We start from the raw sequence: 14488 nt of genomic DNA, 5'->3' as shown, positions 1-14488 counted from the left end.
ACGGTGGGGAATTCGTAAGGCGTGTACTCGCCGCCGCTCGGGTATCGATACCGGACTCGAGACGAGGGGATCCCGGTCAGCACGTAGTCGAAACGGTCGGCTGCCGGTCGACACTCAGAGCAGTTCCCGCGCGTTGTGGCGCCACGTCCGGACGTGCAAGACGTTCAGGTCGAGCGCCTTCGCGACCTCGAAGGCGTCGATCGTCGCCAGTCGTTCCGCCGAAACGACGCCGGCCTCGGCCAGCGTCTCGGCGTCGTCGGGCCCGACACCGGTGACGGCGGTGACGGGGGTGGGCCGCGGCCACGGTCGTTCGGCGTCGGCGTCGTCGGCGCCCTCGGCGTCCGAACGGTCGTCACTCTTGGTGACGGCCTCGTACTCAAAGGCCTGCCACCCCTCGTCGTCGCTGACGGCGATCCACTCCCGCTCGGCGGCGCCGAGGCCGCGGATCTCGTTCGAGCGGCGCTCGAGGTCGTCGTCCCCGTCGCCCTCGAACGACCACGGCAGAGAGAACCGCCGGCGCAGGGCATCAGCGGTCGACTCCGCGACGCCCGCATCCAGCAGCATGCGGTAGGAGTACTCCTTCTCCAGCACCGCGTCGGGGTCGACGTCGGCCGCCTCGAGCGCCTCCCGTTCGTCGGCCTCGATGTCGCGCCGTCGCTCGCCGCTGGCGGTCGAGTCGTCGAACGGGCCCGCATCAGCGTCGGCGTCCGCCTCGAGCAGTTCGTCCTCGTCGTACGTGAGTTCGACGTGCTCGGTGTCGACGGCCGCGGGATCGATGTCGACCGTGATCCCAATGCCGATATCGACGCGCCCGTCGCTGTCGTCACGTTCGTCGACACTACCCCCGTTCGCACCCGCGTCGTTGACGACCTCTTTCTTGCTCACGCAGTTCCACCGGTTATCAGTAGCTCTCACCGTCCGGTCTTGAAACTTGTCCCGTCGGTCTCGCCGCCGAATGCGCGAGCGCTCGAGCCGGCGCCTGCCGTGGCGGTCGCCCTGGCGCCCACTCCTTCGCAGGTCGCCCGCCGGTCACGCCTCAAGCAACGGCTCGAGTTCCGCCGCGAGGCGCTCGCCCATCGTGATCATCGCGTCGTCGCCGGGGTGGAGCAGATCGGTCGTGAGCCCCTCGATCGTCGGCAGCAGTTCGGGGCCCTCGAGCAGGTGGACGTTGTCGTGGGACGTCTCGGCGACGACCGCGCGCAGTTCCTCGCGGAACCGCTCGCACTCCTCGGCCTCGCTCGACTCGCCGGCGCCCTGTCGGACGTCCCACCCATTCCGGAAGATGGTGATCGGGACGACCGGCTTTTCGGGATGAGCGGCGGCGACGCGGTCGATAAGGTGCTCGGCCCGCTCGCGGAACTCGTCGGCGGAGAAGATCCCGACCATGTTGACGGAGATCGAGAGCGTCGCGACGTCCCAGTCGTCGCGTGCGGCGATGTGGTCGGCGATCGCGGCGTCGCAGTAGGCCGTGCCGCAGGAGCCGAGGTTGATCAGGTCGGCGTCCAGCCGCCGCGCCGTCTGTCCGACGTAGGTCAGGTGCTCCGCCGACGGGGCCTCGCCCTCGGTGATCGAAGTCCCGTACGCGAGGTACCGCCGGTCCGGCAACTCGTCCTCGTGGGGCGGCCGGACGTCGCCCTCGTGGCCGTGGTAGACCATCGGGCCGCCGCGGTGTTCGCCCGGCAGCCGGAGCCGACAGACCCGGGGATCGAACGCCAGGTCCTCGCGGGCCGCCGACTCGAGGTCGGCCAGCGTCTCCGGCGGCGAGACCTCGATCGTCGTCGGCTCTGATCCGACGACCGCCGTCGTCCCCTGAATCGGCCCCCAGAAGACCCGGACGGTGCCTTCCGGGGCGCTCCCGCCGGGAAGCGTCGAGACCGTCACCGACGCGGTCCCGTCGGGGACGAACCGCAGTTCGACGCCTGCAGGGTGGTGCATCCGGGACTGCGCGCCCTCGTTGAGTTCCCGCCGGACCGCCTCCGGCACGCGCTGCAGCAGGTGCCCGTCTCGTCCCGTAGCCGGCCGGGCCTCGGCGACGTTATGGAATTGGATGCCATCGCGTTGCATACCCGTGCCGACGTTCGTGCTCGCTTATAGGTCTAGTGCCGCCGCGGGGACCTCGAGCGATCCGGTCAGCTCGCGGCTCCGGGGGCGGGTTAGCCCCCACGTTTACCACGTGCTCCGTCGAACGCGGGGTATGGTACGCGATCGCATCGACCGGATCGGCGTCGTCGGCGCGGGAACGATGGGCAGCGGCATCGCGCAGGTCGCCGCCACGGCCGGCTACGACGTCCGGATGCGCGACGTCGAGCAGGAGTTCGTCGAGAGCGGGTTCGACTCCGTCCGGGACAGCCTCGAGCGGCTCGCAAACCGCGACGCCCTCGAGGAAGACCCCGAGACGATCCGCGGGCGGATCGAGGGGACGACGGACCTCGAGGAGTTCGCGGACTGCGATCTGGTCGTCGAGGCCGTCCTCGAGGACCTCGACGTGAAGCGAGAGGTCTTCGCCGACCTCGAGCGCGTCTGCGACGACGATGTCCTGCTCGCGACGAACACGAGCACGCTCTCGATCACCTCCATCGCCGCCGACCTCGAGCGCCCCGAGCGCGTCATCGGCCTGCACTTCATGAATCCCGTGCCGATCATGGAGGGCGTCGAGGTCGTCGTCGGCGAGAAGACGAGCGACGCGGCGACCGATCTGGCCCACGAGATCGCCGCAGATCTCGAGAAGACGACCTGGGAGGCCGACGACAAACCCGGCTTCGTCACGAACCGAATTCTGATGCCCTGGATCAACGAGGGGATCCGCGCTTTTGACGAGGGCGTCGCCTCGAAGGAAGACATCGACCGCGGGATGGAACTCGGGACGAACGTCCCGATGGGCCCGCTGCGGCTCGCCGACCACATCGGCCTCGATATCTGCCTGCACGCCTCCGAGACGCTCCACGAGGAACTCGGCGACCGGTACCAGCCGGCCTACCTCCTCAAGCGGAAGGTCGAGGCCGGCGACCTCGGGAAGAAAACGGGGACGGGGTTCTACGAGTACGAGTAGCGAGTACGCCGCCACAGCCGGTCGCGACTCCGAATCTTCTTGCCGCTCACCGTCCTCGTCTCGAGCAATGACTCGGTCGTCCGCCGCCGACACTGACTCCGAACCCGAAGCGAATCGGCTCTCCGAACGCGTCCGCGAGATCGAGCCCCAACAGATCCGCGTGATGTTCGAGCTCGCGTCCGAGTACGAGCGCGAGACGGCCGACAGCGACCTCGTCCACCTCGAGTTCGGCGAGCCCGACTTCGACACGCCGGAGCACGTGGTCGAGGCGGCGGTCGAGGCCGCGCGGAGCGGCGCGACGAACTACACCTCGAACGCGGGGCTGCCGAAACTGCGGGCGGCGATCGCGGAGAAGCTCTCGAGCGAGCGGGACCGCGCGGTCGACCCGAACTCGGAGATCGTCGTCACGAACGGCGGCGTCGAGGCGCTGCACCTCGCGATCCACGCGGTCGCCGATCCCGGCGACGAGGTCGTCGTCCCCACGCCCGCGTGGCCGAATCCGATCTCGCAGGCGAAACTCGCCGACGCGGTTCCCGTCGAGGTGCCGATGCCCGCCGACCGGGGATTCGAGCCCGACCCTGAGCAGATCGTCGACGCGATTGGGCCGGACACCGCGGCGGTCCTGCTGACCTCGCCGTCGAACCCGACCGGCCGGGTCTTCCCCGCGGACGCCGTCGAACGCGTCGTCGCGGCCGCGGCCGACCACGGCGCCTACGTCCTCGCCGACGAAGTCTACCGCGAACTGGCCTACGAGGAGATTCCGCCCCGCGCCGTCGCCCTCGCCGAGCGCGCCGACCGCGACGAATGGGTGCTCTCGATCAACTCCTGCTCGAAGACCTACGCGATGACCGGCTGGCGCATGGGCTGGCTCTCCGGTCCCGCAGACGTCCTCTCGAAGATCGAGACGATCCACGAGAGCACGACCTCCTGCGTGAACACGCCCGCGCAGTACGCCGCCGTCGAGGCCCTGACCGGTCCGCAGGAGCCGTTCGAGGAGATGCGGGCCGCCTTCCGCGAGCGCCGCGAGTACGTCGTCGACCGCCTCGAGTCGATCCCCGCCGTTTCCGCGGCCGAACCCGAGGGCGCCTTCTACGCCTTTATCGACGTGAGCGCGCTCGAGGGCTCGAGCGCGGACGTCGCGAAGCGACTGCTCTACGACTACGAAGTCGTCGCGGCACCGGGGACGGCCTTCGGCGCCGGCGGTGAGGGCCACCTCCGGCTGAGTTTCGCGAACGAGCTGGAGCGCCTCGAGACGGGGCTGGATCGCCTCGAGGAGATGGTGCGAACCGAACTGGACGGCGAGTGAGCCGCACGGGCGGCCGGTCCGACGACCGACGATGCGACGGGCGTGGGCAACTTCTTCTGTTCGGACTAGAAGTTTTAGTGTCTGACACTCGAATCGGCCACGGATGACGGGTTCCCGCTTCGCCGTACTCCTCTGCTGCTGTCTGACAGGGCTCGCAACCGTCGCCGTCGTCGCGGGCGCACCCCCGCCGACGACCCTCTGTGGCAGCTGCGCCGACGGCGTCCCCGGCGCGACGGACGGCGGGACGCTCGACGTGTACGTCGACGCCGACGGCGACTCGCGCTGGATCGAGCGCGTCCCCGTGAACGACTCCGCCGCCGACCGGTACCGCGAGAACGCCACCGCCCTCGAGCGCGACGTCGATCCGACGGGCACCTACTACCACGTCGTCGACGAGGACGTCGACCGGACGATCGCGCTCGAGAACGGCACCGTCACGGTGACCTACGCCGTCGAAGATGTCGTTCGAACGGGCGTCGGTGACACTCAGGTCATCGATTACTTCGCGCTCGATAATCGGTACGACCGCTACTGGCTGGAGGCCGATCGCGTGACGATCCACACGCCCGACGGGACCGTCGTGACGAACGATCCGCCGGGGGCGACCGTCGACGGCAATACGGCGACGTGGACCGGCGACAGCGAGTTCGGCGACCGGACCTACGTTACGTACGCCTCGAGCGACGCGTCCGCGCTCGTCGGCGCCGCGACCGGCTACGCGACGATCGGCCTCGAGATCGGTCCGCCGGTGCTCGCGCAGGGCGTTCGCTTCGGCCTGCTTCCGGGCGTCTTCCTCGCGCTCACCGGCATCGCCGTCGGTCGCGTCGACTGGGGCCGCGACGCGTACGATCTCGCCGCGCTCGAGCGGTTGCTCGTCGTCGTCGGGGCGACCGGTGCGGTCGGCCTGATCGTCGTGAGCACGGCCGCAACCGGACACCCGTTCAGTCCCGCCCTCGGCGCGCTGAGCGCCCTCGGAGTCGGATACGCCGGTCTCGGACTCGCAGTTCGCCGCGGCGGGGGCCGACGCGGTACTCGCGGCGTGATCGGACTCGCGGCGCTCGTCACCGCGGGAACCGGCGCGTTGTTGTGGCTCCTCGGGGGCGCGGCGTCGCTGGCCGCGCTCCCCTTCGGGCTGGCGACCGCCAGCTTCCTGCCCCTCGGGTACGCCGCCGAGCGCCGCTCGAGCGCCGTCGTGCCGCTCGCCATCGCCGCAGTTGCGGGGGTCTCCCTGATCGGCGGTGCCGTCGCGCTGTCGTGGTTCGTCACGCCGGCCGGGTTCGGCGTTCTCGTCGCCTGGGTCGTCCTGCTCGGCTGGGCGACGACGGTCGTCGTCTTCGGCTATCCGCTGGCGCTCGTCGGACGGCTGCTGGCGGCCGACGGGGCTCGACCGACGGATCGTCGTAGGGGACGGACAGAATAGCGCCTTCGACGGATTACTGATGCAGCGGCTGGTTCGCCATCTTCCGGCGCAGTTCGTCGAGCCGACTACGGGGGACGTCCTCCTCGAACTGCTGGATGAGTGCGTACACCTCCGCTCGAGAGACCTTCACGTCGCCCTCGCGGACGACGTCTTCGGGCCGGGCCTGAAGCTCGCGCATCGTGCCGACCGCGAGCAGGTAGGGGATCGCCCACGCCGAGAGGCGGTTGCCGTGTCGCTCCGGCACGAGCTCGAGGTAGCGGTGGGCGTCGTCGAGGTACGTCTCCGCGCGGTTCGTGACGCGCTTGATGACGTTCGTGACGCCGCCGTGATTGGCTTCGTGGGTCACGGCCTCGGCGTCGACGTTCTCCTCGGCGAGCCACTCCGCGGGGAGGTAGACGTTGTTCTCCTCGCGGTAGTCGTCCTCGACGTCCTTGGCGATGTTGACCAGTTGCAACAGGAGGGCAAAGGAGCGGGCGTTGTCCCGTAGCTCCTGGGCTCGATCCTCGGAGGCGCCGCGGGCGACCAGGCCCGTGATCAGAGTGCCGACGGTGCCGGCGGCGTACCAGCAGTACTCCTCGAGTTCCTCGAGGGTCTGCAGGCGCAGCCCGCCTTCGTCGGCGTAGCGGTCGGTGAACATGGCCATCCCGTCGACGAGTTCGCGGACGGGTTCGCGCATGATCTCGCGGGGCTCCTCGTCGAGCGAGTCGAAGGTGCGCAGGACCCGCGGCGTCTGGGCGACGACTTCCCAGTCGTCGGTTCGCTCGTCGGGGATCCAGGGCTCGACGTCGTCCATGAACGCAGCCACCGGCTGCTCCGCGTCGGGATCGAGGAGTCGATCGTACGTCTCGAGGAGTTCGGTCTGCGTCTCCGGCGGGATGTGGCCCGCGTCCTCGATAGTGTCCGCAACGCGACAGAGGAGATACCCCACGCAGATGTGTCTGGACATCGGCTCCTCGAGCCGATCGATCGTGATCGAGAAGGTCCGCGAAACACCGTGAACCGCGTCGTAACACCACTCCAGGTCGGCGTCAGTTGTGCAATCGTGCTGGCCGGTGGTCATTTACTCGCGTTTTCTTTGTCGCCACGTCGGAAAAATACCGTGGTCGGTTTATGTAGGCCGCGTTACAACCGTCGCGGGTTCTGACCGTCGTCTCGACTGACACGTCGGCGGTAGCGCCGGGCGTGACGCGCCGATCCGGCCCGTCGCCGTCGGGCGCCGGCACCGCCCGGCGAAACGTCTTTTCCGAACACGACCGAACCGTTCATATGGCCGAGACCGTACTCGTCGCCGGGTCGCACGGTCCAACCGGACAGCACGTCACGCGGCTGCTCGCCGAGCGCGACGCCGAACCGCGGGCGATGATCCGCGACGAATCGCAGACCGAGGAGCTGGAATCGCTCGGCGGCGAGCCGGTCGTCGCCGACCTGACCGACCCCGACTCGCTCGAGCCCGCCGTCGAGGGCTGCGACGCCATCGTCTTCGCCGCCGGCTCGAACGGCGAGGACGTCTACGGCGTCGACCGCGACGGCGCGATCAACCTGATCGACGCCGCCGAGGACGCGGGCGTCGACCGGTTCGTCATGCTCAGTTCGATGGGCGCCGACGATCCCGAATCGGGCCCCGACCCGCTGCGGGACTACCTCATCGCGAAGGCCGAGGCCGACGAGTACCTCCGCCAGAGCGACCTGTCCTATACTATCGTCCGCCCGGGCGAGTTGACGACCGAGGACGGCACGGGCGAGATTCGGGCCGCCGCCGACCTCGAGCCGGCCGACGGCGACATCCCACGGGAGGACGTCGCCCGCGTGCTCGTGACCGCGATCGACTTCGACCCCGTAGACGGGGAGACGTTCGAGATCCTGTCGGGCGACGAGCCGATCGAGGACGCGCTCGAGGCGGTCAGTTCCGGATAGCGTCGCCGCGGCCGGTGACCCGCCGACCGGGTCGGGACTCGCGCTTTGTGTCCTCAGTCACGCCGCGTCACGTTCATCGGCCGTCATGACCCGTACCGTGGTCCTGTCTATCAACCCGCATATGGAAAGAGTAATACGATATATTCATGATTAAACAGTTGGTATGCCAGCGGGAACAGACCAGACCCTTCGGCCGTTTCTGTGGCGCGCGAACAAGCTGTACCCCGACACGGAGATCGTCTCCCGGAACCACGACGGGATGCAGCGGTACACGTACGCCGAGTACGAGGACCGTACCTGCCGCCTCGCGAACGCCCTCGAGGAGCACGGAATCGAGCAGGGCGACCGCGTCGGGACGTTCTGCTGGAATCACTCGCGGCACTTCGAGACGTACTTCGCCGTCCCGTCGATGGGGGCGCAACTACACACGATTAACCCCCTCCTCCCCGACGCGCACATTCAGTACATCGTCGACAACGCCGACGACGAACTGATTTTCGTCGATCAGTCCTTCGCGGGGAAACTCGCCGGTGCGGTCGACGACGCCGACGGCGAGTTCGACGGCGTCGACTTCGTCGTCATGGGGAGCGAGGAGTCCGACGATCTCGAGGCGACGCCCTACGAGTCGTTCCTCGAGGGACAGGACACGGAGTACGACTGGCCCGACGTCGACGAGGAACAGCCCGCGGGGATGTGTTACACCTCGGGGACGACCGGCGATCCGAAGGGCGTCGAGTACACCCAGCAGATGCTCTGGAGCCACACGATGGCCTCGCAGACGCCCCAGGGGATCCCGATGGCCGACGACGACGTCGTCATGCCCGTGGTCCCGATGTTCCACGTCAACGCCTGGGGGATGCCGTTCACGGCGACCGCGGGCGGTGCCAAGCAGGTCTTCCCCGGCCCGTCCCCGGAGCCCGCGGACCTCGCGGACCTAATCGAAACCGAGGGCGTGACGATCACCGCGGGCGTGCCGACCGTCTGGCTCGGCCTGATGGAGTACTGCTCGGAGAATCAGGTGGATCTCTCGGCGCTCGAGACCGTGATCGTCGGCGGTTCGGCGGCGCCGAAGTCGATGATCGAGTGGTTCGACGACCGGGACGTCGAGGTGCTGCACGCCTGGGGGATGACGGAGACGGCGCCGATCGGCACGGTCTCGCACCTCAGGGCCGACTTGCAGGACGCCGACTACGAGACCCAGGTCGACAAGCGCAGCAAACAGGGGCTCGTGATGCCCGGGCTCGAGTTCAGGGTGGTCGGCGACGACGGCGAGGAAGTCGCCTGGAACGGCGAGGACTTCGGCGAACTGTGGATCCGCGGCCCGTGGGTCGCCACGGAGTACTTCAAGCGGCCGGAAGCCAACGAGGCGGAGTTCGAAGACGGCTGGCTCAAGACCGGCGACGTCGTCACCGTCGACGAGGACGGCTACGTCAAGATCGTCGACCGGGAGAAAGACGTCATCAAGTCCGGCGGCGAGTGGATCTCGTCGGTCGAACTCGAGAACGCGATCATGGCCCACGACGACGTCGCCGAGGCGGCCGTCGTCGGCGTGCCCCACGAGCGGTGGCAGGAGCGGCCGGTCGCGTTCGTCGTCCCTACAGAGGACGCCGACCGCGAGACGCTCGTCGACGAGATCAGGGCGCAACTCGCCGACGAGTACCCGAAGTGGTGGCTCCCGGACGACGTCGAGTTCATCCAGGAAATTCCGAAGACGGCGACGGGCAAGTTCTCGAAGAAGGACATCCGCGAGGAGTACGCCGACGAGTCGCTGGTCGAGGGACGGGTTCCGGAGGAGGCCGCGCCGGACGACGACTGAATCGGCCCCGCGGTCGGCGTTCGGCTCGCTACGGCCGGTTCGACGACGACCGCGGCGGACGGATAACGGAACGAACAATAAAGTCCGGTGGTTCCAAATACCACGGTATGGACTTCGCGCTCTCCCCCGAGCAGCAACAGATCAGGGACATGGTCGCCGAGTTCGTCGACGAGGAGGTCGTTCCCGTCGCCGACGAGATCGACCACGAGGACGAGTTTCCCCACGACCTGATCGAGGAGATGGCCGACCTCGGGCTCATGGGAATGCCGTTCCCCGAGGAGTACGGCGGCGCCGGCCTCGACTACCACTCCTACGCGATCGGCCTCGAGGAGATCTCCCGCGGCTCGGGCGGACTGGGAACGATCGTCGCGGCCCACACCTCGCTGGCGGGGAACATGCTCTACAATTTCGGCACCGAGGGCCAGAAGGAGGAGTACCTCGTGCCGCTCGCCGAAGGCTCCGACATCGGCGCGTTCGCGCTCTCGGAGGCGGGCGCGGGCAGCGACGTACCGGCGATGGAGACCACGGCCGAACGGGAGGGCGACGAGTACGTCGTCAACGGCGGCAAACTCTGGATCTCCAACGGCTCCGTCGCGGACACGATCACCCTGTTCGCGAAGACCGACCCCGAGGCGGGCAACAAGGGCATCTCCGCGTTCGTCGTCCGCCCCGAGGAGGACGACGGCTTCATCGTCGAGAACACGGAGGAGAAACTCGGCGACAAGGGCTGTCCCACGGCCGAGTTGCGGTTCGACGACATGCGCCTGCCTGAGGACCGCCTGCTCGGCGAGGAAGGCGAGGGGTTCGTCCAGGCGCTGAAGACGCTGAACGGCGGCCGGATCACCATCGCCGCCCGCGGCGTCGGCATCGCCCGCGCCGCGTTCGAGGCGGCCCGCGACTACGCCAACGAGCGCGAGCAGTTCGGCCAGCCGATCGGCGAGTTTCAGTCGATCAAACACAAGCTGGCGGATATGGACACGAAAATTCAGGCCGCCAAGATGTTGATGCACAAAGCCGCAGATCGGAAGATCCGCGGGGAGAACTACATCAAGGAGGCCGCTCAGGCCAAGCTCTACGCCTCCGAAGTCAGCCGCGAGGTCGCCAACGAGGGCATCCAGATCCACGGCGGCTACGGCTACACCAAGGACTTCCCCGCCGAGCGGTTCTACCGGGACGCCAAACTCAACGAGATCTACGAGGGAACGAGCGAGATCCTGCGGAACACGATCGGCGAGCAGTTGCTCGAGGAGTAACCGGCCCGCGACGCGCCGGATGATCGAGAACGGCGATATGACCGCGGTGACGCGGTCGCACTGCCGCGTCACATCCCCGCGAGGAGGATATAGAACAGTAACGCGACAGCGACGCCGAGCGCAACGTGACCTGCAACCCCGATCGCCGCGATGACGCCGGCGACCGCCCGGGTGATCGGGTGAATCTGTTCGCCGAAGACGTCCCGCTCGATGTCGGCGACGGCCATTGTGAATCCCCTCACGTGGAACGTGGCGCCGCGCACGGACAAACCTCGCCGCTAATTCCCAGCGCGCGGAAGTTCGCCGGACCGACCCCCACGATATCAGGGGGATATATTAGCGACGCCGCAGGGTCACCGCGAAATCGAGGCGATCGAGGGACCGCAGCGGATTCATGGTCGGCAGTCAGGAGTCGACCATCTCGCTCGAGGCGTCCGACTTGAGACGCTCGCGGAGCCACTCGTAGTGTTCCTGTACCCGTCGCTCACCCTCGTCAGTAAGTCGATAGACGTCGTGAATGCCTTCGGTTCGCTCCTCGACGAAGCCCGCATCTACCAGCGCCGAGAGCGACCCGTAGAACGACTTCGGGTCGATGCGGTCGTCGTAGTGGGACTCGAGGCGGGACTTCAGTTGCTGCCCGCGGAGTTCGCCGTCCTCGGCGGCGGCCAGCAGGACGCACATGTCCCGGCGGCGGCCGCTCTGGAGCCACTTGGTCATGGCGGGAGAGTCGCGGGGGCGTCGCTCGAACGTTACGGTTTCCGGTTTCGTCCGTCCGGCTCGAGGCGATCGACCGCCGTCACCCGCCGGTCACTCGAGTCCGCCGCGAACGGCCGCCGCGAGCGTCCACGCGATCCCGCCGACGGCGGCGACCGCTAGCACGGACGCGGCGCCGATCTCGAGGCGTGCGTTCCCGTCGACCCCGAGTTCGTGCCGGAAGAGGAACCACCCGCCGTCGGGGTAGCCGACCACGACGTCGCCCGAGCCGAGCGCGAGCGAGCCCAGCACGGCGACGATGCCCAGTCCCACGAGGATCGCGAGCGTGCCGGCAGCGCCCGCGAGCAGCGTCGTGAGGAGGACCGCGGCGGGCCGACGCTCGAGGGAGGAGGGCCGTCCGTCCGCGGCGTGACCGCGTTCCGGGCCGTAGATCGCGAACCCCTGCACCCCGTCGCCGTCCGGAAGCTCGGTGACGCGGACGTCCGCGGGGTACCGCAGCACCGTCGCTGCCATCCAGAGGTCGCCGATCGAGCCGGCCGCGTTCGTCGCGAGCGGGATGAGCAACACGGCGGATGGGTAGACGACCATGGCGGCGACGCCGAGGGTCGTGATCGCGACGAACGGCGCGAGCAGCATCGTGAGCAACTGGTTACGGGTGAAATCGCCCCGCGTCTCGGCGTACGCGTACGGCAACACGAAGTAGGCGACGCCGATCCCGAAGCCGGGCTCGTCGCCGTACCGCGTCATGACCAGCCCGTGAAGCGCCTCGTGGAGCACCACGACGAGCGCGACGAGCCCTAGCGAGACGACGAGCCAGAAGTGGACGGTCGGCGGCGTCGCCCGGATCACGATCGGCTCGAGGGCTTCGCCGCGAATCGCCGCAAGAACCCGAGCGAAGCAGTACGCGAAGACGAAGAAGCCGACCACCGCGGTCCCGAGCCACTGGAGGGCGACGCGCCGGGTGAGCCGAAACTCGGCGAGCGGGCGGGACCTGTCGGACGCCGTCCGGGACACGTCGTCGACTCCCGACGGCGGCGAAAAAGCGGTATCGATCTCGGCTCGGAAACCGATAACTTCCCGGTTCTGGACTTTCGAGTACGAGCCATGACCGAGCCGGACGAGGAGGCGGAATCGGGTACGGAGACGGAAACGGCCGCTGAAGGCGAGTCGAACGGGACCGACGCCGACGCGCGAACCGCCGAGGCCGACGGGATCGCGGCGACCTACGAGGAAACCGACGCCGAGCGAATCCTCGCGTTCGAACGCACGGGCGGCGGATCCGGGCCGCGCGCGACCGCCGCCATCGCGCAGAACATCGAGGGGTACGCCATGCTGAAGGTCCGTCCGACGCCAGACGGCGACGAACTCGAGCGCTACTACGGGTTCGACATGGCGCTCGACCACGCCGCGGAGCTGCTCGGGGTCTCGCCGCACGACCTGCCGATCCCCGCGGCGGCCGAAGACATGGGAATGTGAGAGTCACGCACGTCGACCGAATCGGGGGAAAGCGGGGGCAAAAGCGGGAATCATAAATACGCAGAGTCGAACGTTGCAGACGAGAATAGCCGTGGCAACCGACTCGTTTCCCCGGCCGATCGGGACGCACCGACGGTTTTCCGCACTGCTTACAGCGACCGCACTGGGCGTCTACCTCCTGTTGATCGTCGGCGCGACGACGTCGATCACGGACGCCGCGTCGGCGTGTTCGACGTGGCCGACCTGCCACGCGCCGACCGATCCGTTAGACCAGACGCAGCTCGTCATCGTCTGGGGCCACCGCATCGCGGCCGTCGTCGTGGGACTGCTCGTCGCCGCGACGGCCGCCGTCGCCGCGTTCGGCGACGCCACCGCCCGCGTTCGACGGACGCTGCTCGCAGCGACCGGCCTCTACGTGATTCAGGTCGGCGTTGGCGCGGCCACCGCGACGCTCGGCGCCGACGCCATCGCGCCCGGACTCCACCTCGGGCTCGGCGTCGTCATCTTCGCCGGCGTCGTGCTCGCGCTTGCCTGGGACCTCGAGCTCGCTACCGGCCGAGAAGACGACGCGATCGCGTCCGAGCCGACGATGGCGGACGAACCGCTCGAGGAGGGCCCGACCGAGAAACGGGAGCTCCCCTCGAGCCCGATCGCTCGCGCCCGGCTGACCGCATTCGCCTACTTCAAGATGATGAAGCCGCGGCTGATGTGGCTGCTCTGTCTCGTCGCCGCCGCGGGAATGGCCCTGGCCGCCGGCCCGTCGCTCGATCCCTACACGATCGTCGCCACGCTCGGCGGTGGCGTCCTCGCGATCGGCGCCTCGGGGACCTTCAACCACGTCTTAGAGCGCGACATCGACCGGCGGATGTCCCGGACCGCGGACCGGCCGCTGGCGACTGATCTGGTGCCGGTCCGGAACGCCTTGGCCTTCGGCGGCCTCCTGACGGTCGCCTCGTTGGCCGTCTTCCTCTCGATCAACCGGCTGGCGGCGGCGCTGGGACTGGCCGCAATCTTGTTCTACAGCGTCGTCTACACGCTGTTGCTCAAGCCGAACACGGTCCAGAACACGGTCATCGGCGGCTTCGCCGGCGCGCTGCCGGCGCTGATCGGCTGGGCGGCCGTCACCAACGAGATCGGGGTTCCGGGGCTCGCGCTCGCGGGCGTCATCTTCCTCTGGACGCCGGCGCACTTCTACAACCTCGCGCTGGCGTACAAGGACGACTACGCTCGCGGCGGCTTCCCGATGATGCCGGTCGTCCGCGGCGAGACCGAGACCCGCAAGCACATCGTCTACTACCTCGCGGCGACGCTCGTGAGCACCGTCGCGCTCGCGTGGCTCACCGACCTAGGTGTCATCTACGCGGCGACGGTCGCGATCTTCGGCGGGATCTTCCTCTGGGCAGCCGTCGTCCTCCACTTCGAGCAGACCGAAGCCGCGGCGTTCCGGTCGTTCCACGCCTCGAACGCCTTCCTCGGGGCGGTGCTGGTCGCGGTGCTGGTCGACGCGCTCGTTCTGTAACCGCCGCCGGCGTCGGTTCCT

14 protein-coding genes are annotated in these 14488 nt (G+C 68.5%); 8 read left to right on the top strand and 6 right to left on the bottom strand.

The features are described from left to right. Positions 1-114: 114 nt before the first annotated feature. Complete coding sequence (locus ACYQ26_RS10780; protein WP_459808893.1) at positions 115-885, bottom strand: DUF7409 domain-containing protein; 771 nt, start codon at positions 883-885, stop codon at positions 115-117. Positions 886-1029: 144 nt separating this feature from the next. Continuing rightward, a complete protein-coding gene (locus tag ACYQ26_RS10775) occupies positions 1030-2064 on the bottom strand; it encodes an SGNH/GDSL hydrolase family protein (RefSeq protein ID WP_459808892.1) in 1035 nt (344 codons plus the stop codon). Between the two features lie 130 nt (positions 2065-2194). Here ACYQ26_RS10775 and ACYQ26_RS10770 point away from each other — a divergent pair, with 130 nt between their 5' ends. From ACYQ26_RS10770 to ACYQ26_RS10760, 3 genes are all read left to right on the top strand, one after another. Beyond that, the gene (locus ACYQ26_RS10770; protein WP_459808891.1) at positions 2195-3049 is read left to right on the top strand and encodes a 3-hydroxyacyl-CoA dehydrogenase family protein; all 855 of its coding nucleotides are present in this window, start codon (positions 2195-2197) and stop codon (positions 3047-3049) included. Between the two features lie 67 nt (positions 3050-3116). Then, entirely contained in the window at positions 3117-4355 is a 1239-nt protein-coding gene (locus ACYQ26_RS10765; protein WP_459808890.1) for a pyridoxal phosphate-dependent aminotransferase, read from the top strand. Positions 4356-4458: 103 nt separating this feature from the next. Next, positions 4459-5775 carry a hypothetical protein gene (locus ACYQ26_RS10760; protein WP_459808889.1) on the top strand — a complete coding sequence of 439 codons (1317 nt, stop codon included), beginning with the start codon at positions 4459-4461 and terminating at the stop codon, positions 5773-5775. 13 nt (positions 5776-5788) lie between these two features. On the opposite strand, the gene ACYQ26_RS10755 is transcribed toward ACYQ26_RS10760, so the two are convergent. Further along, positions 5789-6835 carry a phytoene/squalene synthase family protein gene (locus ACYQ26_RS10755; protein WP_459808888.1) on the bottom strand — a complete coding sequence of 349 codons (1047 nt, stop codon included), beginning with the start codon at positions 6833-6835 and terminating at the stop codon, positions 5789-5791. 206 nt (positions 6836-7041) lie between these two features. Between ACYQ26_RS10755 and ACYQ26_RS10750 the strand changes: the two genes are divergently transcribed. From ACYQ26_RS10750 to ACYQ26_RS10740, 3 genes are all read left to right on the top strand, one after another. After that, entirely contained in the window at positions 7042-7689 is a 648-nt protein-coding gene (locus ACYQ26_RS10750) for an SDR family oxidoreductase (RefSeq protein WP_459808887.1), read from the top strand. Between the two features lie 163 nt (positions 7690-7852). Then, on the top strand, positions 7853-9505 hold the full coding sequence (locus ACYQ26_RS10745) for a long-chain fatty acid--CoA ligase (protein WP_459808886.1): 1653 nt from the start codon (positions 7853-7855) through the stop codon (positions 9503-9505). 107 nt (positions 9506-9612) lie between these two features. Next, entirely contained in the window at positions 9613-10758 is a 1146-nt protein-coding gene (locus ACYQ26_RS10740; RefSeq protein ID WP_459808885.1) for an acyl-CoA dehydrogenase, read from the top strand. A 68-nt stretch (positions 10759-10826) separates the two neighbouring features. Here ACYQ26_RS10740 and ACYQ26_RS10735 read toward each other — a convergent pair whose 3' ends face one another. From ACYQ26_RS10735 to ACYQ26_RS10725, 3 genes are all read right to left on the bottom strand, one after another. Then, the gene (locus tag ACYQ26_RS10735; RefSeq protein WP_459808884.1) at positions 10827-10985 is read right to left on the bottom strand and encodes a hypothetical protein; all 159 of its coding nucleotides are present in this window, start codon (positions 10983-10985) and stop codon (positions 10827-10829) included. A 178-nt stretch (positions 10986-11163) separates the two neighbouring features. Then, the gene (locus ACYQ26_RS10730; protein ID WP_459808883.1) at positions 11164-11475 is read right to left on the bottom strand and encodes a PadR family transcriptional regulator; all 312 of its coding nucleotides are present in this window, start codon (positions 11473-11475) and stop codon (positions 11164-11166) included. 90 nt (positions 11476-11565) lie between these two features. After that, the gene (locus tag ACYQ26_RS10725) at positions 11566-12486 is read right to left on the bottom strand and encodes a DUF3267 domain-containing protein (protein ID WP_459808882.1); all 921 of its coding nucleotides are present in this window, start codon (positions 12484-12486) and stop codon (positions 11566-11568) included. A 90-nt stretch (positions 12487-12576) separates the two neighbouring features. On the opposite strand from ACYQ26_RS10725, the gene ACYQ26_RS10720 reads away from it, so the two are divergent. Together ACYQ26_RS10720 and ACYQ26_RS10715 are read left to right on the top strand one after the other, a co-directional pair. Beyond that, positions 12577-12948: a DUF7111 family protein gene (locus tag ACYQ26_RS10720; RefSeq protein ID WP_459808881.1), complete on the top strand. Its 372-nt coding sequence runs from the start codon at positions 12577-12579 to the stop codon at positions 12946-12948. 91 nt (positions 12949-13039) lie between these two features. Next, complete coding sequence (locus ACYQ26_RS10715; RefSeq protein ID WP_459808880.1) at positions 13040-14467, top strand: heme o synthase; 1428 nt, start codon at positions 13040-13042, stop codon at positions 14465-14467. Positions 14468-14488: the final 21 nt, after the last annotated feature.

It is taken from the genome of Halopiger thermotolerans (assembly GCF_054654555.1).
The sequence above is the reverse complement of the archived record's forward strand: the minus strand, read 5'-3'. Positions and strand labels throughout refer to the sequence as shown.